We start from the raw sequence: 20,715 nt of genomic DNA on the forward strand, positions 1-20,715 counted from the left end.
CGGGGCTGGCGGTCGAGGGGACCGAGGGCTGTGGCGCTTAGTGCGTCCAAGCGCCCTTGCGATCCACCGCAAAGTTTTCGGCATACCCGCGGGGGCGCACATTGGGGCGGCGCTTGTTGGGCTCAAAGACTTGCGCTTCGATGCCGTGCTCCTTGGCATAGGCAAGCGCGGCTTCCTTAGTGTCAAAGCGTAGACGGACCTGAGACTGCGTATCGCTGGACGAGGTCCATCCCATCAGCGGGTCAACCTCACGCGCACTGGCGGGCGCGAATTCCAGCAACCAGACCTTGGTTTTGCCCTGACCGGACGACATGGCCGTTTTGGACGGCTGATAGATTCGTGCGCGCATGACCCATCTCCTTAAACTCGCCCGTTTATCCGGGATTTGTCCCGCAGGGGCAAGCACCCCTTGTGCGTGATTTGTCACATGTCGGCTCAAAGAACCAAACGGACGCGCTCCGAACCCATCAGCGCCGGGCCGACTGCCACCTTGAGAGCCAGCATCGCCTCTTGCCAACAGACCGCAAAGCTGGGAACGCGGAAATTTTGACAGGGCCCGGCCCGCGCTGCGAAGCGACCCGCCCAAACACCTTGAAACAGGCGCTGCGCAGGTGAAAGTTGCGCTTTACCCGTCAAGCCAGGCAATTGCCTCATCGCGCGAATAGCAGACGAAGAACTTGTCCATGTCATCCAGACCAAAGCCCCCGACGACCTCCTGAAACATGCGCAGATGCCCGTAGCCCAGTTCATTACCAACAACGCAGGCCCGTTTGATGCCTTTGCGGTTGGGAAATCTGTTCAGGAAAAACGCGTCGTTTCTGCAAGAACTCGGACTGTAATCGGCGAAATCAATCTCGCGAAAATCCCAAAGCGCTGGCATGGTCGATTCGAATCCCGGATCATCCTGAAGTCTGTGAAGCGCCGCGATCACGTCTGAAATCGCAGGCTGTCCATAGGGTTGGAATTCAACAATCCTGCGACCGCCAGGCAACCGCCCACGAATCATTTTGATCAGACCACAGCAAGGGTCCGCCCCGAATTGGTCAGGGCCTCCTTTATTCGACATGTCGCTCTACCTAAAGATGCATCCCCATTGCGGTCCTCTCATAATTGAAATTACATCTCAAGTCGTCCGGCCGTTGTTACGTTGCGTTCAGTTCGGTTGATAAAGGCATTCCAACTGGATTTGGCCAGGATCTTGCTTTCGCCCAGCGCAAGCGCCAGCAAGCAGCGGGCTAGACGAGACAGAAGCGCCAAGCCCGACCGCAATTGCCAAAAGGCCATGACGGATCGCGTCGGTAAACATGCGTGAAGTCATTTTTGCGGGGCAAACGAAAGTTGGGACGCGCCAGGTTTATGGCGGAAAGTCGCAAGAACCCTCGCCCCCTTGTCCTGCCCCTCAGCAGGGAACATATTGTGAACGATTGGAGGCGCCCGATGCACAACAACAACCCCGAATCGATGCCCGTCCTGCATGCCCCCGCCCCCGATGTGCGCGAGCGGGACAAGCTGGAGGGCGGCAAACGCTTTGTCATGCACACCGAGTTCAGCGCTGCCGGGGATCAACCGACGGCAATTGCCGAACTGACGGGCGGCATCAATGAAGGTGAGCGGGATCAGGTGCTGCTGGGCGCAACCGGCACCGGCAAGACCTTCACCATGGCCAAGGTGATCGAGGAAACCCAGCGCCCGGCGATCATCCTGGCCCCGAACAAGACGCTGGCCGCCCAGCTTTATGGCGAGTTCAAGGGCTTCTTCCCGGACAACGCGGTGGAATACTTCGTGTCCTACTACGACTACTACCAGCCCGAGGCCTATGTGCCGCGCTCCGACACCTACATCGAGAAAGAAAGCCAGATCAACGAACAGATCGACCGGATGCGCCACTCGGCCACCCGTGCGCTGCTGGAACGCGATGACGTGATCATCGTCGCATCGGTCTCTTGTATCTATGGCATCGGTTCGGTCGAGACATATGGCGCGATGACGGTCGATCTGCACACCGGCAGCGACTATGAAATGCGCGCTGTCATGGCCGATTTGGTTGCCCAGCAATACCGCCGCAACGACGCCGCTTTCCAGCGCGGCAGTTTCCGGGTGCGCGGCGACAGCCTCGAGGTCTGGCCCGCCCACCTTGAGGACCGCGCATGGCGTCTGGCCTTCTTCGGCGACGAATTGGAAAGCATCACTGAATTCGACCCGTTGACCGGCGAGAAAACCGACACTTTTGAACGCATCCGCATCTACGCCAACTCGCACTATGTCACGCCGCGCCCGACTATGAATCAGGCCGTGATCGGCATCAAGAAAGAGCTGCGCACCCGGCTCGACCAATTGGTGAACGAAGGCAAACTACTCGAAGCCCAGCGCCTTGAGCAGCGCACCAATTTCGACCTCGAAATGCTTGAAGCAACTGGCGTCTGCAACGGGATTGAAAACTATTCGCGTTATCTGACCGGCCGCGCCCCCGGCGAGCCGCCCCCCACCCTGTTCGAATTCATCCCCGACAATGCCATCGTCTTTGCCGATGAATCCCACGTCTCGGTCCCGCAGATCGGCGCCATGTACAAGGGCGACTTCCGCCGCAAGATGACGCTTGCGGAACACGGTTTTCGCCTGCCCTCCTGCATGGACAACCGCCCGCTGAAGTTCGAAGAATGGGATGCCATGCGCCCACAGTCGATCTTTGTCAGCGCCACCCCCGCGAAATGGGAGATAGAGCAGACCGGCGGCGTGTTCACCGAACAGGTCATCCGCCCCACCGGCCTGCTGGACCCGATGGTCGAGATTCGCCCGGTCGAGATGCAGGTCGACGATTTGCTGGACGAGGTCCGCAAGGTCGCTGCTGACGGGTTCCGCACGCTTTGCACCGTGCTGACCAAGCGCATGGCCGAAGATCTGACCGAGTACATGCACGAACAGGGCATCAAGGTGCGCTACATGCATTCGGATATCGACACCATCGAACGTATCGAGATCCTGCGCGACCTGCGCCTTGGTGCCTTCGACGTGCTGATCGGCATCAACCTGCTGCGCGAAGGCCTCGACATCCCCGAATGCGGATTGGTCGCCATCCTCGACGCGGATAAAGAGGGCTTCCTGCGATCGGAAACCTCGCTGATCCAGACCATCGGCCGCGCCGCCCGCAACGCCGAGGGACGCGTGATCATGTACGCCGACCGTATCACCGGCTCGATGGAGCGCGCCTTGGGCGAAACCGACCGTCGCCGCGCCAAGCAAATCGCCTACAACGAGGAACACGGCATCACCCCTGCGACAGTGAAAAAGAACGTCGAGGACATTCTGGCGGGCCTCTACAAAGGCGACGTGGACATGAACCGAGTCACCGCCAAGATCGACGACAAATTCTCGGGCTCCAACCTTCAGGCGGTTCTCGAAGGACTGCGCAACGACATGCGCAAGGCCGCCGAGAACCTCGAATTCGAAGAAGCCGCCCGGCTTCGGGACGAGGTCAAGCGGTTGGAGGCGGTCGATCTGGCCGTGTCCGACGACCCGCTGGCCCGGCAACAAGCGGTGGAACGCGCCTCGGCTGAGGCAGTGAAGTCCAAAGGGCGGTCCACCGCGGGAAGGCCCGGACAAAGGGGCGGCGTGAAAAGACGGAAAAGGTGACAGCCGGGAACGTTGATCGGGACAACCATGTTCATTTTGACGAATACGAGGATGTGCTGACATCGTTGAAGATGGTGTACGAAAACCTTCTTTTGGTCGCCGAAGAGCCGACAAGATGGAAATGGATCGTGATCGGGCTCCACAATGCATTGCAAGGCGCAGCAGTCTGCGCCTTGACTCAAACCGATGGAAGCGGGCCATGGAAGAAAGATGCTGAGAAAAGCATCCGGAAAGCCTACTACGGAGACCACAAAGTGCCAGACTACACCCAAGCAGGAGAAGTGATGGACGTTTCGAAGATCGCACCGTTCGGGGAACTCCTAAGGCGCCTCTATCCTGAACTTGATCTCAATTCCGGTGAGGATTGGTTTTCCGCGCAAACGCGCACAGAAACGAGCCTTCGAATGCTCCTGAGTATGCGAAACGACTTTCAGCATTTCGTTCCTCGGAGTTGGTCCATCGAAATGGCTGGACTTCCGGACATGGTGGCTGACGCAGTTGACATGATCGAAGAGATCGCTCTGCAAAAACACTGCCACAGACACAATCGCTTTTCAGAGCTGCAGCTTTCGAAATACTCCTCTCGTCTTCGCAGGCAATTGGCGGTCGCTGACTGAACATAAAAGCCAACATTTCAACTGGATTCCACCCCAACCGACCGTCGTTAACCGTCTATTTAGTACCTGCGCTGCAACGTATCTTGATGCAGAACCGTAATTCGCCCCTGTCGCCAGACGTTTGGCTGCGCGACTTGTTCAATTCCAAAGCCGTCCAACAGGGCGCTGTCATCCGCCGCAAAGCGCGGGACATCGAGCGTTTCGCGGGGATGGACCGTTTCATGCGCGAAATTCATCGTCGAGGGTATCACGTTGCCGAAAACGCGGGCCAATTCATCATCTTCTGCAATCGCGCACCTGTCCGTTGGCTGACCCCACCGCCGGTTACGCTTTCTTCAAAAGAAAGCGTCCCGAAATCCTTTCAGGATTTCGCCTCTTCCCCGGATCACCCGCCCTAGATAAGGTCGGCGCCCGGGCCGCCGTTCCAACATACCGCCATTGACCACCCACGGACGTCGGCGCACTCTCCTCCGAACCAAACCTGGAACTCCCGAATGCGCGCCTTGCTCCCCTTCCTTCTTCTTCTCGCCACAGCAGTCCAAGCTTGGGAAGAGCCGCAGCGCGGCTCCCAGACGCGAAAGGACCTGATGAGTGCGATCAGGCCGCATATCGAATGGGCGGTCGGCGCCCCAGTCGAGTTTGTGATCTGGGATTTGCGAGTTGACGGCGATGTGGCTTTTGCCAGCGTCATGGCACAACGTCCCGGGGGCGGCGTGATCGACATGGCGCAGACCCCTGCCGCGCGGCGCGAAGAGATTGACCCCACCGTCGGCGATGGTGCGACCGTGCAGGCCTTGCTTCAGAAATCTGGGAATGTCTGGGTGGCCACGCACCACGCCATCGGCGCCACCGACGCCTGGTGGTTCTGGGACGAATTTTGCCCGATCTGGCATAGTGTCATCCCCGAGGCCTGCGGCGGTTAACCGCCGCTCTTCGGGATTTGGGGGAACCACTGGCACCCGAACGGGTTGATGTATCAGACTACATCGCACCCAAGGGGAGTACAGTTAATGGAATATGGCCTTATCGGACTTCTGGTCCTGATTGCGGACCTTTACGCAATTTACCAGACTCTGACCTCAACCGCCTCGACAGCGTCCAAAATCGTCTGGACGCTCGCCATTCTTATCCTGCCAGTTCTCGGCTTTATTGCCTGGCTGGTGGCAGGCCCGCGTGGGCGCGCGGCGCGAGTGTGACCTGCGCTCGGGCGCTATCTTGATTTTGCCGACGGCGGGCCCCTGACGGGGCCCGTATTCTTTTGTCCGGCATGGCCGCGCTCCGTCTCTCGAGACATACAGTTTGTTTTGTAACCCCTCGATTTTCCGCTAACATCGGGCGCAGCATCCCGATAGGAAAGCCCGCACCATGCCGCTCGTCGCATTTGATCACGTCAACGTCCGCACCAACAATCTGTCAACCATGATCGACTGGTATGGCGAAATCTTAGGCCTTGTCCCGGGGCCGCGCCCTCCTTTCCGGATCGGAGGGGCCTGGCTTTACCTGGGAGATCAGCCTTATGTCCATCTGGTAGAAGTCAACACCGACACACAGGCAGGCGGCAATTGCACGTTAGAGCATTTTGCCTTTAGCGCCAAAGACATGCCCGCCTTTATCACCCAACTGCACGAGGCCGGGATCGAGCATAGCATCGACCCCGTGCCAGAGTTTCCCATCGTACAGGTGAATTTCAGAGACCCAGACGGCAACCACATCCACGTGGATTTCCACAAGGATGAAATGGCCGGGCTTTAATGCAGCCCGTCTGGCCCGTGTTTCAAAATCACCGGAACGATCAGGTCTTCTTCGTCCTCCAGATGCCGTAGAAGCATGTTTTCAAAAGACAAAATCTCCTCTCGAAAGACACCCGCCTCGGTCTGCCCTTGCAACACGCCATTTGCGGAACGTGTGAAACTGTCCAGCAACCCGTCCATCGCGTGGTGATCTTTGTCCAGAATCTCGAAGCCGCGCGCCAGAGCGCTTTCGCGGCGGCTGAGCACCGGAAAGTAGTGCATATCCTCGATTTGGTGGTGCCCGTGCAACTGCTGCACCAGCATCCCGCCAAAACGCGCAATCCTTGGGTTCAACTGGTCCGGCGCCAGCCGTCCGTCCACCGCCGCTTCGGCATCGGTTCCGAGCATGTCGCACAGCCGCCGGAACATCATGTGCCGGTCCAGCCAGAATTCGACCAGGCCGGCAAAATTGGCATTTTGCTGCCATTCGTCCCGCGGGAAATCCTCCAGCAGAGCACGCAGCGCATCGGGCAGTCCCTTGCGGGACTTCAAATCAAGAGTGTCATCCATACCCGCAAGTTGCGCGGCGCGCGGAACAAGTCAACGCAGTACGTGCACAGCACATGCGGCATGGCGCACAACCTGCGTTGCCGTCGATCCCAAGAGAAGGTCCTGCATGCCCGGACGATGCGAAGAAATGACGATCAGATCGACCGCGTTCTCATCGGCCCAATCCAGGATCGTCCGGCCTGAATGGCCCTCGATGACAAGACCACTCGCGCCGTCGATGCCCGAGGCCATATCGTTGAGTTCGCCGACGATGGCCTGACGTGCCTGCGACGAGTAGTCAGCGGGCAGATAACTGATCGCGTAGCCGGGCACCTTCTCCATGACGTGGACAAGGGTGATCTTGGCACCGTCCGCTGCCAAAACCTGCGCAATCTCCAAAGCCGCCCGGGCTTTTTCGTCGCCACCGTCCTCAAAGGCGATGGGTACAAGAATGTTTTTGTACATCTTCTGGTCCTCCTATCTGAAGTGACAGTGCTCCAGACTAACCGGGTGCGCATTGACGCAGGTCATGCCGCTTTCGTTCCTCAATTCGACCACATTTGAATTATATTCCTGACTTTGGTGACAGAACGCGCCCATTTCGATCCCGTCGATCGTCAGAAGACATCCGGCAGGGTCATGAATTGCCATGTGGGTGGCCCCTGTTCGGGCCGTCCGACCTTGGGGGTTCCCGGCTCAAACAGCAAGGAGCAAGCGGATGCGTTACCTGATCGCAGAATCGAACTGGGACATGATGACTTTGGCGCAGGATCTGGTGACCAATGGCACCCTTCTGACGCGGACGGACCGCCCCGAGGATCTGACTCACTACATGCAGATTGGTCAGGCCGATCTTGTCGTTCTGGCGGCAAGCCAACTGGGCCGCGATGGTGTCACGCTCGAGAATTTGCGGAACGTCCGCTCATGTGCTCCGATTGCCCTGATCGCACGCGGCGCCAGTTCCGAGCAAAAAGCCGCCTGGCTTATGGCCGGAGCAGATACAGTGATTGATTCACAAATTTCATGCGAAGAAATGCTCGCCCGCCTACAAGCCGTGGCGCGACGCGCTCATGGTCTTGGCCGTCCGGTACTGCAATATGGACCGCTGCGTGTTGACCTGATGCACCGCCGCGCCCATCTGGGCGACGTTCGGCTGAAGCTGACCCCAAAGATCTATGAATTGCTGGAATTCATCGCCCTGCGCCCCGGCCGCCTTGTCACGCGAGAGACCCTTCTAACTCATATCTATGGCCTTGAGAATGAGCCGGATCCGCGTGTCTTTGACGTTTATATGTGCAACCTGCGCGCGCAGCTTTCGGCCTCGGGTGGCGCGGTGGACATCGAAACCGCGCGCGGCTCGGGCTTTCGTTTTGTGGTTGGCGATTTCGAAGCTGCAGCCATCGCCGCATAAGGTCTGTGCCCAAGGGTCCGCGCTTGCCGGGTTTCTTGCCCGGCCCGCCCCTTTTTCTTGACACCAACAGGCGCACAGGGCCAAACAAGGGTCAACCAATTGGAATGATCGCCTCAAAAAGGGGCGGCCCGAGCAGCATGAGACGCCCATGACCAGCAGTACCCAGCGCATCGAAGATTCGATTCGGGAAACCATTATTTCCCAACCCGATATCATCCTCGACGATAAGGATTTGATGCACGCGCTGATTGCAGCGAATGAACGGGCCATGGGCGGCAACATCATCGACCTGCGCGGCATCGCGATGGAACGTCTTGAGGCGCGGCTTGACCGGCTTGAGGACACCCATCGTTCCGTCATTGCCGCGGCATATGAAAACCTTGCCGGGACCAATCAAATTCACCGTGCGGTTTTGCGCATGCTTGATCCGGTCGAGTTTGAACCCTTCCTGCATGACCTTGCCGGCGAAGTGGCGCAGATCCTGCGTGTCGACATGGTGCGTCTTGTGCTCGAGTCCGCCAATTCCGAGGGGGAGCCTGCGGTCAAACGCCTTGGCGACGTGCTGTCGGTGGCGGAACCCGGCTTTGTCGGCGCCTATGTGTCCGACGGCCGCGAAGCCCCTCTTCGTCCCGTGACCCTGCGCCAGATCGAAAAGGGCGAGCCCCGCATTTACGGCGATAAAGCCGAATGGATGCGCTCTGAGGCGTGCCTCAAGCTGGACTTCGGCCCTGGCCGCCTGCCGGGCCTTCTGGTCATGGGTTCAGAAGATCCGCATATGTTCACACCGCAGCAAGGAACCGACCTTTTGGCCTTTTTCGGCGGTGTTTTTGAACGGGCTATGCGGCGCTGGCTGTCCTGAGGCGGCGGCGGGATGTCCGCGGCTTTCCAGATTTCCCCGGCGGCACGCGACGCCCTGCAAGGCTGGCTTGCCTCTGCCAAGGCACTAAAGGCTGCATCTGACAATACCATCAAGGCCTATCAGGTCGATGTTCTCGACTTCATCACCTTCCTGACAGCGCATCACGCCGAACCGCAGGGTTTGGCGCCGCTGTCACGGGTGACGACTTCGGACATGCGGTCGTGGATGGCGCATCTGCGCGGGCAAGGGGCGGCGTCGCGCTCCATGGCGCGGAAACTTTCGGCGGTCAAAAGCTTTTACCGCTGGCTGTCCGAACGCGAAGGCTATGAGCCGACCGCCGTCTTGTCTGCCCGTGCGCCGAAGTTTCAGAAAAAGCTGCCGCGCCCGCTGACCGAAGATGCCGCCCGCGCGATGATCGATTCCGTTGAATTGCAGGCCACCAAAGGCTGGATCGGCGCACGCGATTCGGCGGTTATCACCCTGCTCTACGGCTGCGGGCTGCGCATTTCCGAGGCCTTGGGCCTTACCGGTCGCGATTTGCCCTTGGGTGAAACGCTGCGCATCCTTGGCAAGGGGCGCAAGGAGCGGATTGTGCCTGTTTTGCCAGTCGCCCGACGGGCGGTGGAAACCTACATCGCGCTTTGTCCGCATCCGATGGAACCGGACAAACCGCTGTTTCGCGGCGCACGTGGCGGAGCCTTGAACCCGCGACTGATCCAGAAGGTGACGGAAAAGGCCCGCATGCAGCTTGGCCTGCCTGCAACGGCCACGCCGCATGCCATGCGACACAGCTTTGCCACGCATTTGCTGGCCGCCGGGGGAGATTTACGGGCGATCCAGGAACTTTTGGGCCACGCGTCTCTTTCGACAACACAGGCCTATACCTCGGTGGATCAGGTTCACCTGATGAAGGTCTATGAGGCCACACATCCCAAGGCTGGGTGAGCCACAAACTTGTGCTAGGCTGGCGAACCAAAGCATACTCCCTGAAGGAATCACCATGAAGTTGATGAAATCCGACGCCTCACCCTTTGTCCGCAAGGTCATGGTGACGCTGCATGAAACCGGCCTTTTGTCCGAGGTCGAACTGATCGACGTCTCGACTACGCCGCTGGCGCCGGATTCGTCGCTGATTGCCGCCAACCCGATGGGTAAGATCCCGGCGCTGCTGCGTCCCAACGGTCCGGCGATGTATGACAGCCGGGTGATTTGTCGCTATCTGGACGACCGCGCCGAAACAGGCCTGTACCCGGACGCGCGCCTTTGGGACACGCTGACGCTTGAGGCAACCGCCGATGGCATCATGGAGGCGGCCGTGCTGATCGTATACGAAGAGCGATTTCGCCCGGCCGAAAAGGTTTCGATGGAGTGGATCGAAGGGCAATGGGGGAAAATCGCGCGCGCGCTTGATGCGCTGGAAACCCGCTGGCTCAGCCATCTTCAAGGGCCGATGGACATGGGACAGATCGCCGTGGCCTGCGCGCTGGGATATCTGGACCTGCGCCATGATGTGCGCGGCTGGCGTACCGGGCGTGACGGCTTGTCAGAGTGGTTTGCAGAATTTGCCAAGCGCGATTCGATGAGGGCGACGAATCCTGCGTGACATGTTTGGGTTGGGCGGGGTTTTGCCCCGCCTTCCCCGTCAGAAGTTCAATGAAATGCCAATATTAAGAGCATTCGTCTTGATGTCGGTGTTAAACGTGCCGCCGCCGTCAAATTCGCCTTCGTTCGAGGAATAGGTGAACTGGTACTCCCCAAACATCGAAAACCGGTCGTTGATCGGATAGCTCACACCGGCCAGCAACCGCATGGCCGGACCCGTGACCTGAAAGCCATAGGTGCGGGAGCCGCTGTTGTGGGTTGCATCCACGTGCGGGAAGGCAATCCCAAGACCGCCGCCGACATAAGGGGTCAGGTCGCCCCAACGCTCCGGCCAACGACGCAAGACGTTTGCGGTCAGAACGTTGTGGCCATCGGAAAACTCAAGCCGGGAAAAGCCCAGCGCGTTCTTGGTGCTGTCGGGCGCATAGGCCTTGGTGTGCGTGTACTCAAGACCAAAGCCCAGCGTTTCGCTGCGCCACCATGTTGCACGCGCGCCATAGTAGGGCGGCATTTGAAACGACTTGCCGTCCCAGCCGACAAGTTCGTCGTAACTGCCGCCACCATTGGGAAGTTCCCCCGACAAGCGGCTGTGCGGCAATGTCTGCCATCCCGTGTAGAAGGACAGTTCAACTTCGGCTGCGGCGGGTGCCGCCATGCCTGCAAGCACAGCGGTGGATAGAATCAGTTGTCGCATCGATGCGCCCTCAATGTCTCGGCGCTACCTTAATCACCCGCACAACCGCGTTTCAACCGCGACACATCCGCGCTTATTGTCCCGCAAGGCTTTTGTGTGCTGGACGCCTCAGGTTAGCCCCGCTAAATACCGCCGCGGAACGGCTGTGGAATCCCACGGTCTCAGGTTGTATTGCGGCCGACGAATGGCCCCGAAGCAATGGAGCAAATCTCGTGTCACACGCAGAAGATCAAGCAGGCACCCGTAGAGACTTTCTCTACTATGCCACCGCTGGCGCCGGGGCCGTCGCCACGGGCGCGGCCGTCTGGCCGCTTGTCAATCAAATGAACCCCTCGGCCGACGTCCGGGCGCTTTCGAGCATTCGGGTTGATGTGTCCGGTGTCGATACCGGCACGCAGCTTACGGTGAAATGGCTGGGCAAGCCGGTCTTCATCCGTCGCCGCACAGAAAAAGAGATCGAGGAAGGCCGCGCGGTCAATCTGGCCGATCTGGTCGACCAGAATGCCGAAAACGCCAACATCGATGCAGCCGCACCGGCCACCGATGAGAACCGCACCCTGGACGAAGCCGGCGAATGGCTGGTCATGATGGGTGTGTGTACGCACTTGGGCTGTGTGCCACTGGGCAACAACTCTGGTGAATACGACGGCTGGTTCTGCCCCTGCCACGGCTCGCACTACGACACCGCCGGTCGGATCCGCAAAGGGCCCGCGCCGCGCAACCTCCCGGTGCCGAAGGCGGCATTCGCCGACGACACCACAATTCTGCTGGGATAAGGAAACGCGCACATGTCCGGTATTCCGCACGACCATTACGAACCCAAGACCAATGGCGAGAAGTGGCTGCACAAGCGGCTTCCCATTCTCGGGCTGGTCTATGACACCATCATGATCCCCACCCCCAAGAACCTGAACTGGTGGTGGATTTGGGGCATCGTGCTGGCCTATTGCTTGGTGCACATGATCGTCACAGGCATTGTGCTTGTCATGCACTACACCCCCCACGTGGACATGGCCTTTGCCTCCGTCGAGCACATCATGCGCGACGTGAACGGCGGCTACATGATCCGTTACCTGCACGCGAACGGCGCCTCGCTGTTCTTCGTGGCCGTCTACATCCACATCTTCCGCGGTCTCTACTACGGCTCTTACAAGGCCCCGCGCGAGATCACGTGGATCGTCGGCATGCTGATCTACCTTGCTATGATGGGCACCGCCTTCATGGGCTACGTTCTGCCTTGGGGTCAGATGTCCTTCTGGGGCGCGACGGTTATCACCGGTCTGTTCGGTGCGATCCCGCTGATCGGTGAGCCGATCCAGACCTGGCTGCTTGGCGGACCTGCCGTCGACAACGCGACGCTGAACCGCTTCTTCTCGTTGCACTACCTGCTGCCCTTCGTGATCGCTGCGCTTGTCGCCGTTCACATCTGGGCGTTCCACACCACGGGCAACAACAACCCGACCGGTGTTGAAGTGCGCCGCGACTCCAAAGCCTCGGTCGAGAAAGACACCCTGCCGTTCTGGCCCTACTTCGTGATCAAGGACGTCTTTGCCCTTGCCGTTGTTCTGGCTGTCTTCTTCGCTGTCGTCGGCTTCATGCCCAACTATCTGGGCCACCCCGACAACTACCTTGAGGCCAACCCGCTTTCGACCCCTGCACACATCGTTCCGGAATGGTACTTCCTGCCGTTCTACGCGATCCTGCGTGCATTCACCTCTGAGGTATGGGTTGTTCAGATCGCGTCCTTCGTGACCGGCGGCATCATCGACGCCAAGTTCTTTGGTGTTCTGGCGATGTTCGGTGCGATTGCCGTGATGGCACTGGCGCCTTGGCTGGACACCTCTTCGGTTCGTTCGGCCCGTTTCCGTCCGATGCTGAAGTGGTGGTTCTGGCTTCTGGCCCTGGACTTCATGGTGCTGATGTGGCTGGGCGCAATGCCCGCAGAAGAGCCCTATGCCAGCTTCTCGCTGATCGCCGCGGCCTACTGGTTCGCCTACTTCCTGGTCATCCTGCCGCTCATGGGCGTGATCGAGAAGCCGCTGCCGACACCGGATACGATCGAGGCAGACTTCAACGATCACTATGGCAAAGCCAAAGGTGACGCAGCCGGCACCCCGGCTGAGTAATCGAAAGGACCGTATGAGATGTTCAAGAAACTCACCCTCTCGGCCCTGACGGCCCTGACGCTCTCTGCCGGTGGCGCATTCGCTGCCGGTGGCGAGTCCCACGTCGAGGACTTTCAGTTCTCGTTCGAAGGCCCCTTCGGCACCTTTGACCAGAACCAGCTGCAGCGCGGCCTTCAGATCTTCACCGAAGTCTGCTCTGCCTGCCACGGTATCAAGTACGTTCCGATCCGGACGCTGAGCGATGAAGGCGGGCCGCAACTGCCAGAAGATCAGGTACGCGCCTATGCCGAGCAGAACTTCGAAGTCTTTGACGCCGAACTGGATGATTTCCGTCCGGCCAAACCATCGGATCACTTCCCTGCCAACACTGGTGTCGGCGCCCCTGACCTGTCGTTGATGGCGAAGGCGCGCGCGGGCTTCCACGGCCCTTATGGTCTGGGCATCAACCAGTTCATCAAAGGCATGGGCGGCCCCGAGTATATCGCTTCTCTGCTGAACGGTTACCACGAAGCTCCCGAATGTGCGCCCGAAGATTTTGAAGGCTATTACAACACGGTGTTTGCGGCCGGCGGTTACCCTGACGAGTGCAAGGACGAGAACGGCAATCACCTGTACCCCGGCAGCTGGATTGCCATGGCAGCACCGCTTTATGGTGAAGACGTCGAGTTTGCCGATGGCCACTCGAATGAGCTGCACCACGAAGCGCAAGACGTCGCGGCCTTCCTGATGTGGACTGCCGAGCCTAAGATGATGGCGCGCAAGCAAGCCGGTTTCACCGGCGTGCTGTTCCTCGTGATCCTCTCGGTGCTGCTTTACCTGACAAACAAGCGTCTGTGGACGCCGGTCAAGCGCAAAGCCAAAGAAGACTAAGGCGCGTCAATGACCGCTGATTTGGAAAGCCCCGCCCTATTCGGCGGGGCTTTTTCGTTTTCCAAAAGTTTTCAGATTGCGGGTCTGATCGACTTGGCCACTCAGGTCCTTTTCACCCCGCGCCCGCGCCCAGGTAGGCCTGCAACGCCTCTGGTGGGTCATCAAACAATGCTTTCGTCTCGACCGGTGCATGAACCCTGCCCTGGTCGACGAAAACCACCTCCTGCGCAAAATTGCGGGCGTCGGAGGGGTCGTGACTGACCAGAAGCACCAGGGCGCCAGATGCCTTGGCCACCATTGTAACCTCTTCCAGCATCTCTGCCCGCAGGGCCGGGCCAAGTGCCGCAAAGGGCTCGTCGAGCAGGATGATCGGCCGCGCCTGCAACAGCACCCGCGCGAGAGCCCCCCTCGCCTGCTGCCCACCCGACAGCGCGCCGGGTTTGCGACCTGCCAAACCCGCCAGCCCCATTCGGCTGATCGCGGAGTCGACGCGCTCTGCTTCCTCGGGTTGCAATCGTCCGCCATCTGGCCGCAAGGCCAGCCCGAGATTGCGGACAAGGCTCAAATGCGGAAACAGGTTCTGATCCTGAAACAGCATGGACACCGGGCGGTCTTGCGGCGGCAAAGCGGAAAGGTCTCTGCCCTGCCACGACACGCGCCCCTGATCCAGCGTCAAAAAACCGGCAATGACATCCAGCAAGGTCGATTTTCCCGCCCCGGACGGCCCGATCACCGCGACCTGGCGGCCCGGTGCCAGCGAAAACTCGCCCTCCAGCGTAAAGCCGTCCATGACCACGCGCATTGCATCAAGCACCAGCACCAACGCGCCCTCCTCTATCAAACACCCAGAATAACCCGAGACTGAGCCCCAGCAACAACAGCGCCGCGCCCGAAGCCGCTTCCATCTGGTAGGATCCCATCAGCCGGTAGACCTGCAAGGGCAAAGTCGCCCGGTCCGGATCGGCAAACAGCGCAATCACCCCAAGATCGCCCATCGCAAGCGCTGCGGTCAGCCCCGCCGCAAAGCCCATGGGGCGCCTGAGTCGCGGCAGCAGCACCAACAGCGCCCAAGCTCGCGGCGTCAGTCCCAAGGTTGCCGCGAGGCGACCGAAATCGGCGCGGATCGCCTCGGCCTCGGGGCGCAGGATGCGCAGGGCAAAGGGCAAGGACATCAGCGCGTTGACCAATCCCGTGACCGGCAGGGCCATGCTGAACGGGTTAACGAACGGTCGCAGGATCAGGAACAGCCCGGTCCCCAGAACCAAAGGAGAGATCGCAATCGCCGCCAATGACAACAACTCTCCCTTGCGGTGCGCCAGTGGCAAGGCCCAGAACATGCAGAGCGCCGTGGACCCCAAGGCAACCATCAGAGAATGCCCGGCAGCGCGGAAGGTGTCGGCACTGAGAAGGGCAAGTCCCGGCCCGCCGCGCAAGATCACCAAGCCCAGCGGCAAGAGCAGAAACAAGGCGACCAATGCAATCCAGCCCGCATCCCAAAGCCGCGCCCCAAGCCCTCGCCCGTCCCAGCGCGGCTGCGCACGGTCCAGCCCCACACCAAAGCCGGTCCCGACCGACACACGCCAGGCGATCGCTCCGGCGATCAAGGCAAGCCCCAGTTGGATCACCGCCAACACCGCCGCGCGGCCAAGATCAAAGTCAAAGCGCATCGCCTGATAGATCGCCAGTTCCACCGTTGTGGCACGCGGCCCGCCCCCCAGTGTAAGGGCCACCGCAAAGCTGGTCAGGCAGATGACAAAAATCACCGCGAAGGCCCCCGGAAGGATGCGCCGCAGCAAGGGCCATTCCAGCATCAGGAACTGCGCGCGGGTCGTCAGCCCCAGCGTGGCGGCCAGACGGAAACGTTCCGACGGGATCGCCAGCCACCCTTGCAACAACATGCGCGTCGCCAAGGGCAAATTGAAAAAGACATGCGCCAGAACAACGCCGTGCAGCCCGTAGATGTCCAATCGCGGCAGACCAAGCGCCCCCAATCCCTTGTTCAGCACTCCCGAACCGCCAAAGACCGCAAGCAGGCCCATCACCGCCACGATCACCGGCAAAATGAAGGGCGCGCCCAATAAGGCCACCAGAATGGCGCGGCCCGGAAAGTTTCGCCGGGCCAAGGCCCGCGCCACCGGCACTGCAAACAGGCAGCTGAACAACGCCGACAGCAAGGCCTGCCAAAGTGTAAAGCGGATGGCTTCAAGGTCACCGGGCCGCAGGGCCGCAAAGCCCTCGGCCCGGATCAGGACCACGGCAATTGGCCCCAGCGTCAAAAGCGCAAGGGCCAGAGCCGCGATTATTGAGAGAGCGCGCGGCGCCATGCCTCGATGGCCTCGTCCCGCAGGCTGGCCGCCTCGTCTTCGGAGTAGAAAAGCACCTTTTCAGGCAGATCGAGTTTCTTGAACCCTTCGGGCCATTGCCCCTTTGGCAAGGCGGCAGGGATCGACCAGTTGCCTGTGGCGATCATACCTTGGAAATCGGCTGACAGGATGAAGTTCATGAACTGATCTGCCAGTTCAGGCTGATCCGTCCCGGCCAACTTTGCAGCCAGTTCCACCATGAAATAATGCCCTTCGGGAAAGATCGCGGCCTTCTTGGTCTCATCGCCTTCGGCAATGATGTGGTACGCAGGCGAGGTTGTGTAGGACAACACCATATCCGCCTCGCCATCGGTGAACAGCCCGTAGGATTCCGACCAGCCGCGCGTGACCGTGACGATCTTGGGCGCGAGCTTTTCCCATGCGGCCTGCGCCTGATCGCCATAGACCGCCTGCACCCAAAGCACCAAGGCCAGCCCCGAGATCGAACTGCGGGGATCCTGAATCACCAGCCGCAGGTCATCCGGCGCGTTCAACAAATCATCAAAGCTGGCGGGCGGCGTGTCGATCCGTGTCGTGTCATAGACAAAGGCCGTGTGGCCATAATTGAACGGCAAAAAGACATCGTCGGTCCACGCAATCGGCATGGTCAACGGCGCAAGGTCCACCCCATGTGGCGCAAACAGCCCGCTTTCGCGCGCCTTCTTGGTCACATCGGTATTCAGGCCGATGACCACGTCGGCCTCGGTCCGCGCGCCCTCCAGCAAGAGGCGCGGCAACAGATCACCGGGTTTGAATTGCAGATCACAGGCACAACGCGCCTCGAACAATTCTTCTATTTTCGGGCCCGGGCCCCATTCGGATACGAAATAATCCGGGGCATAGACCGTAAGAACGGCATCGTCCGCCAGCGCTGCGCTGGCTGCAAACAATCCCGCTGCAAATGTGAGTGCCTTCATGGCGTATCTCCATATCTGCGGCGAGAGGGCAAGATTGGAGTGTCACCACCTAACCTTCCCTCCGCCGGTGTTAACCGGTTCAGGTTCAACGGGTTGATGCGCGCACGCAAATCTCAGACGGATCATGTTCCGCCACCCCGAGGTAGGGCGGAACCTAGGGCCACAGGGACCGTCCTTCAAGCGGGAAATGGCTTGAGAGCCGGCGCGCGCTGGCCTAGGACTGCCGCAAAGGAGTCAACAGCCATGAGCCTCAACAGTTTCGGTCACCTCTTCCGCGTCACCACATGGGGCGAAAGCCACGGGCCTGCCTTGGGCGCAACGGTCGATGGCTGCCCTCCGGGTGTTGCGATCGATGAGGCGATGATCCAGCAGTGGTTGGACAAACGGAAACCAGGTCAGAACAAGTTCACCACCCAGCGCAAGGAACCGGACGCGGTGCGCATTCTGTCCGGTGTCTTCGAGGGCAAGACCACCGGCACGCCTGTGCAATTGATGATCGAGAACACGGACCAGCGGTCCAAGGATTATGGCGATATCGCCGAAAAGTTCCGCCCCGGCCACGCCGATATCACCTATTGGCAGAAATACGGCATCCGCGATTATCGCGGTGGCGGGCGGTCTTCGGCACGCGAAACCGCCGCGCGGGTTGCCGCTGGCGGATTGGCCCGTGCCGCGCTTGGCGCCGCCCTGCCGGGCATCGAAGTCGAGGGCTATATGGTCCAGATCGGCCCGCACAAGATTGATCGCAGCCGTTTTGACCGGACCCAGATCGCGCAGAACCCATTTTGGTGCCCGGATGCGAAAGCCGCCGAGGACTGGGCCGACTACCTTGGCCAATTGCGCAAAAGCGGCGACAGCGTGGGCGCGGTGATCGAGGTTGTGGCGCGCGGCGTGCCCGCGGGCCTTGGGGCGCCGGTCTATGGCAAGCTGGATACCGATCTTGCGGCAGCCATGATGTCGATCAACGCCGTCAAAGCCGTTGAGATCGGCGAAGGCATGGAGGCCGCGACACTGACCGGTTCAGAAAACGCGGATGAGATCACAATGGGGCCGGATGGCCCGGTCTACAGCTCGAACCATTCGGGTGGCATTCTGGGCGGCATTTCCACCGGGCAAGAGGTGGTCGTGCGCTTTGCCGTCAAACCGACGTCGTCTATCCTGAACCCGCGCCGGACCATCACCAAATCGGGCGAAGAGACCACCATCATCACCAAGGGCCGCCACGACCCCTGTGTCGGCATTCGCGCCGTCCCGGTCGGCGAGGCCATGATGGCCTGCGTGATCCTTGACCATCTGCTGCTGCATCGCGGTCAGATCGGCGAGGCCGGAGGGCGGATCGGGCCCGCGTGAAGATATCACGCGGGCCGGTTCCTAGAAATCGCTCCAGACCTCGCTATCGCGTCCATTGGCGGCGTATCTGGCTTCCGAAGGGGCCGGGGTTGCGGGTTCGACAACGGTGTCGGCCCAGCCGCCATCAGAAGGGCTTAGCGGCTCTGGCTCGACCTCCAGATCACTGGCGCCATGGGCCGTTACCGGGCGATCTGCAATTGTCGGCGCACGAGGGGCTTCCAGTTCTTCTGGGGTCACCTCGACCTGCTTCGGCGTCTCGTCTCCGCGCGAGAAGTGCGCCAGAAGGCCGGACAAGCGCCCCGCCTCTTCGCTGAGCTGGCGGCTGGCCGCCGTGGTCTGGTTGACCATTGCCGCGTTCTGCTGTGTGACCTTATCGAGTTCGGCAACCCCGATATTGATCTCTTGAACGCCGCTTGCCTGCTCCTTGGCTGATGTCGCAATGTCAGACACCATGACCGAGACTTCGTTCACGCTGTCGACGATCTCTTTCAGCGTGATGGAGGTTTCTTCGACCAACCGTTCGCCATCCTCGACCTGCGCCGAACTGTTGGAGACAAGCTCCTTGATCTCGCTGGCCGATTCCGAGGCGCGTTGCGCCAGGGACCGCACTTCCGATGCCACGACAGCAAAGCCTTTGCCGGACTCGCCCGCCCGCGCCGCTTCGACCCCCGCGTTCAGGGCCAACAAGTTGGTCTGAAAGGCAATGTCGTCAATGACACCGATGATCTGCGTAATTTGGTCAGAGGACTTGGCAATCGACCCCATCGCCGCCTGCGCCCGTGCCATGACTTCGCCGCCGCGTTCTGCGCGTTCCCGGCCCATGACTACTTTTTCGTCCGCGTTTTGGGCGCGCTCGGCTGCCGATTGAACGCTGTTGGCGAGCTCTTCCAATGCGGCCGCACTTTCCTCAAGCGTGGCGGCCTGAAGCTCGGCGCGCCGGGACATCTCGGACGACATGTCCGACAGATCCTGCGAATTTTGCTGGACGCTTTCACCGCTGTGGCGCAGTTGGTCAACAAGCTCTTTCAGGCCGTTGGACAGCGCGTTGAAATCGCTGCAAAGCGCTACGTATTCCTCCCCCAAATCCTGCCATTCAGAAGCGGGCATTTGCTGACCAACCTCGCCGTCTTTCAGCAGGTTCATGGCGCGACCAAGACCGAGGAACAGCGACACGCGGCGCTCGTTCGCATCGCGTTCCTGCGCTGTCGCTTTCTGCGCATCCGCCAGGGAGTTTCTCAGGTCCGAAAGATTGCGGGCAATGCTTCCAAGTTCGTCCTTGCGCTGGGTCCCCTGCACTTCCGACTCATAATCCTCCTTGGCAAGCCTGCCGACAGAGTCGCCGAGCGCGGAAATCGGAACCGTCAGAAGCCGCCCGAACAGGAAGGTTACAACAAGACTGCCTGCGATCGCCGACAGACTGACGGTCAGGAGAAGTGTATTGGCACGGGTCGTTTGCTCCACCGCCTCGGCCGCGACCTTCTCGGCGGCGGCGTCGGTTTGCTTTGAGACTGCGGAAAGTTTGAATAGTGCTGTCCGAATGGCGCTATCCGCAGACGCAGCCAAAGTTGCTCGTTGCTCAACCGTTTCGGCCGCGTCCGCCTTACCAGCCAAGCTATCCAGACTGCGCAGCCCCTGAGCGATCTGGCCCAGTTCCTGAGACATACGCGCATCATTCCAGCCAAGATCCTCAGTTGATGAGAGTTGGCCCACAACCTCATCCAAGGCGTTTTGCACTGCCGTCCAGCTTGAATCCATGTTCGATGAGAACCGAAGCAGATTGGTTTCCGCCGCAGTCAGTTCCAATTCCGTGTGCATCAGAAGATCGTTCTTTTCGAAATTCCGCGTCAGTGATGAGATGTTGTCCGCCATAGACTCCTTCACCAGCCACGACGTTGCCGCGACCACAACCAAGGCGACCACCAGAATTGAAGCCGAAAAAAGGACCTGCACGCGTACAGGGAAATAACTCAGGAATTTGCCCATCTCTAACCTCAAGC

The 20,715-nt window shown here is 60.1% G+C and carries 23 protein-coding genes and 1 riboswitch; of the genes, 13 read left to right on the forward strand and 10 right to left on the reverse strand.

Annotation, left to right across the window (positions count from 1 at the left end):
* Window positions 1-37: 37 nt before the first annotated feature.
* Together ACOYQJ_RS10685 and ACOYQJ_RS10690 are read right to left on the reverse strand one after the other, a co-directional pair.
* Window positions 38-349 carry an ETC complex I subunit gene (locus ACOYQJ_RS10685; protein WP_422906014.1) on the reverse strand — a complete coding sequence of 104 codons (312 nt, stop codon included), beginning with the start codon at window positions 347-349 and terminating at the stop codon, window positions 38-40.
* Window positions 350-625: 276 nt separating this feature from the next.
* Window positions 626-1,066, reverse strand: a complete 441-nt coding sequence (locus ACOYQJ_RS10690; protein WP_422906015.1) for a SpoIIAA family protein — start codon at window positions 1,064-1,066, stop codon at window positions 626-628.
* A 371-nt stretch (window positions 1,067-1,437) separates the two neighbouring features.
* Here ACOYQJ_RS10690 and uvrB point away from each other — a divergent pair, with 371 nt between their 5' ends.
* Both uvrB and ACOYQJ_RS10700 read left to right on the forward strand, forming a co-directional pair.
* Entirely contained in the window at window positions 1,438-3,630 is a 2,193-nt protein-coding gene (gene uvrB / locus ACOYQJ_RS10695) for an excinuclease ABC subunit UvrB (protein ID WP_422906016.1), read from the forward strand.
* The gene (locus tag ACOYQJ_RS10700) at window positions 3,627-4,247 is read left to right on the forward strand and encodes a hypothetical protein (protein ID WP_422906017.1); all 621 of its coding nucleotides are present in this window, start codon (window positions 3,627-3,629) and stop codon (window positions 4,245-4,247) included. Before uvrB ends, ACOYQJ_RS10700 begins: the two co-directional genes overlap by 4 nt.
* 59 nt (window positions 4,248-4,306) lie before the next feature.
* Here the strand turns inward: ACOYQJ_RS10700 and ACOYQJ_RS10705 are convergent, their stop codons facing one another.
* Complete coding sequence (locus ACOYQJ_RS10705; protein ID WP_422906018.1) at window positions 4,307-4,519, reverse strand: hypothetical protein; 213 nt, start codon at window positions 4,517-4,519, stop codon at window positions 4,307-4,309.
* Window positions 4,520-4,834: 315 nt separating this feature from the next.
* Between ACOYQJ_RS10705 and ACOYQJ_RS10710 the strand changes: the two genes are divergently transcribed.
* From ACOYQJ_RS10710 to ACOYQJ_RS10720, 3 genes are all read left to right on the forward strand, one after another.
* The gene (locus tag ACOYQJ_RS10710) at window positions 4,835-5,170 is read left to right on the forward strand and encodes a hypothetical protein (RefSeq protein ID WP_422906019.1); all 336 of its coding nucleotides are present in this window, start codon (window positions 4,835-4,837) and stop codon (window positions 5,168-5,170) included.
* An 87-nt stretch (window positions 5,171-5,257) separates the two neighbouring features.
* Window positions 5,258-5,443: a PLD nuclease N-terminal domain-containing protein gene (locus ACOYQJ_RS10715; protein ID WP_422906020.1), complete on the forward strand. Its 186-nt coding sequence runs from the start codon at window positions 5,258-5,260 to the stop codon at window positions 5,441-5,443.
* 169 nt (window positions 5,444-5,612) lie between these two features.
* The gene (locus ACOYQJ_RS10720) at window positions 5,613-5,999 is read left to right on the forward strand and encodes a VOC family protein (RefSeq protein ID WP_422906021.1); all 387 of its coding nucleotides are present in this window, start codon (window positions 5,613-5,615) and stop codon (window positions 5,997-5,999) included.
* Here the strand turns inward: ACOYQJ_RS10720 and ACOYQJ_RS10725 are convergent.
* Both ACOYQJ_RS10725 and ACOYQJ_RS10730 read right to left on the reverse strand, forming a co-directional pair.
* Entirely contained in the window at window positions 5,996-6,547 is a 552-nt protein-coding gene (locus ACOYQJ_RS10725; RefSeq protein WP_422906022.1) for a hemerythrin domain-containing protein, read from the reverse strand. The genes ACOYQJ_RS10720 and ACOYQJ_RS10725 overlap by 4 nt on opposite strands.
* 30 nt (window positions 6,548-6,577) lie before the next feature.
* Entirely contained in the window at window positions 6,578-6,991 is a 414-nt protein-coding gene (locus ACOYQJ_RS10730) for a universal stress protein (RefSeq protein WP_422906023.1), read from the reverse strand.
* A gap of 253 nt (window positions 6,992-7,244) precedes the next feature.
* Here ACOYQJ_RS10730 and ACOYQJ_RS10735 point away from each other — a divergent pair, with 253 nt between their 5' ends.
* The 4 genes from ACOYQJ_RS10735 to ACOYQJ_RS10750 all read left to right on the forward strand — a co-directional run bounded on the left by ACOYQJ_RS10735 (window position 7,245) and on the right by ACOYQJ_RS10750 (window position 10,399).
* Entirely contained in the window at window positions 7,245-7,937 is a 693-nt protein-coding gene (locus ACOYQJ_RS10735) for a winged helix-turn-helix transcriptional regulator (RefSeq protein ID WP_422906024.1), read from the forward strand.
* Between the two features lie 148 nt (window positions 7,938-8,085).
* Window positions 8,086-8,796, forward strand: coding sequence for a DUF484 family protein (locus tag ACOYQJ_RS10740; RefSeq protein ID WP_422906025.1), 711 nt, complete (start codon window positions 8,086-8,088; stop codon window positions 8,794-8,796).
* 12 nt (window positions 8,797-8,808) lie between these two features.
* Window positions 8,809-9,741 (forward strand): tyrosine recombinase XerC, encoded by a 933-nt coding sequence (locus ACOYQJ_RS10745; RefSeq protein WP_422906026.1) that lies wholly within the window; start codon window positions 8,809-8,811, stop codon window positions 9,739-9,741.
* A gap of 55 nt (window positions 9,742-9,796) precedes the next feature.
* The gene (locus ACOYQJ_RS10750; RefSeq protein WP_422906027.1) at window positions 9,797-10,399 is read left to right on the forward strand and encodes a glutathione S-transferase; all 603 of its coding nucleotides are present in this window, start codon (window positions 9,797-9,799) and stop codon (window positions 10,397-10,399) included.
* Window positions 10,400-10,438: 39 nt separating this feature from the next.
* Here ACOYQJ_RS10750 and ACOYQJ_RS10755 read toward each other — a convergent pair whose 3' ends face one another.
* On the reverse strand, window positions 10,439-11,092 hold the full coding sequence (locus tag ACOYQJ_RS10755; protein WP_422906028.1) for an outer membrane protein: 654 nt from the start codon (window positions 11,090-11,092) through the stop codon (window positions 10,439-10,441).
* 212 nt (window positions 11,093-11,304) lie between these two features.
* On the opposite strand from ACOYQJ_RS10755, the gene petA reads away from it, so the two are divergent.
* Genes petA through ACOYQJ_RS10770 form a run of 3 tightly spaced genes read left to right on the forward strand, consistent with a single transcriptional unit; the run spans window position 11,305 to window position 14,088 of the window.
* On the forward strand, window positions 11,305-11,868 hold the full coding sequence (petA, locus tag ACOYQJ_RS10760; RefSeq protein ID WP_422906029.1) for a ubiquinol-cytochrome c reductase iron-sulfur subunit: 564 nt from the start codon (window positions 11,305-11,307) through the stop codon (window positions 11,866-11,868).
* Window positions 11,869-11,880: 12 nt separating this feature from the next.
* Window positions 11,881-13,218 carry a cytochrome b gene (gene petB, locus ACOYQJ_RS10765; RefSeq protein ID WP_422906030.1) on the forward strand — a complete coding sequence of 446 codons (1,338 nt, stop codon included), beginning with the start codon at window positions 11,881-11,883 and terminating at the stop codon, window positions 13,216-13,218.
* A gap of 18 nt (window positions 13,219-13,236) precedes the next feature.
* Window positions 13,237-14,088, forward strand: a complete 852-nt coding sequence (locus ACOYQJ_RS10770) for a cytochrome c1 (RefSeq protein WP_422906031.1) — start codon at window positions 13,237-13,239, stop codon at window positions 14,086-14,088.
* A 112-nt stretch (window positions 14,089-14,200) separates the two neighbouring features.
* Here the strand turns inward: ACOYQJ_RS10770 and ACOYQJ_RS10775 are convergent, their stop codons facing one another.
* Genes ACOYQJ_RS10775 through thiB form a run of 3 tightly spaced genes read right to left on the reverse strand, consistent with a single transcriptional unit; the run spans window position 14,201 to window position 17,368 of the window.
* Window positions 14,201-14,908: a thiamine ABC transporter ATP-binding protein gene (locus ACOYQJ_RS10775; RefSeq protein ID WP_422906032.1), complete on the reverse strand. Its 708-nt coding sequence runs from the start codon at window positions 14,906-14,908 to the stop codon at window positions 14,201-14,203.
* Complete coding sequence (locus tag ACOYQJ_RS10780) at window positions 14,895-16,412, reverse strand: ABC transporter permease family protein (RefSeq protein ID WP_422906033.1); 1,518 nt, start codon at window positions 16,410-16,412, stop codon at window positions 14,895-14,897. Before ACOYQJ_RS10780 ends, ACOYQJ_RS10775 begins: the two co-directional genes overlap by 14 nt.
* Window positions 16,388-17,368: a thiamine ABC transporter substrate binding subunit gene (gene thiB, locus ACOYQJ_RS10785; RefSeq protein WP_422906034.1), complete on the reverse strand. Its 981-nt coding sequence runs from the start codon at window positions 17,366-17,368 to the stop codon at window positions 16,388-16,390. The genes ACOYQJ_RS10780 and thiB overlap by 25 nt, the downstream gene beginning before the upstream one ends.
* Window positions 17,369-17,407: 39 nt before the next feature.
* Window positions 17,408-17,518: riboswitch (TPP riboswitch) on the reverse strand.
* Window positions 17,519-17,611: 93 nt separating this feature from the next.
* Here thiB and aroC point away from each other — a divergent pair.
* Window positions 17,612-18,718, forward strand: a complete 1,107-nt coding sequence (gene aroC / locus ACOYQJ_RS10790) for a chorismate synthase (protein ID WP_422906035.1) — start codon at window positions 17,612-17,614, stop codon at window positions 18,716-18,718.
* Between the two features lie 21 nt (window positions 18,719-18,739).
* On the opposite strand, the gene ACOYQJ_RS10795 is transcribed toward aroC, so the two are convergent.
* A complete protein-coding gene (locus tag ACOYQJ_RS10795; RefSeq protein WP_422906036.1) occupies window positions 18,740-20,701 on the reverse strand; it encodes a methyl-accepting chemotaxis protein in 1,962 nt (653 codons plus the stop codon).
* Window positions 20,702-20,715: the final 14 nt, after the last annotated feature.

The organism is Pacificoceanicola algae (genome assembly GCF_049341065.1).
Taxonomy (GTDB): Bacteria; Pseudomonadota; Alphaproteobacteria; order Rhodobacterales; family Rhodobacteraceae; genus Pacificoceanicola.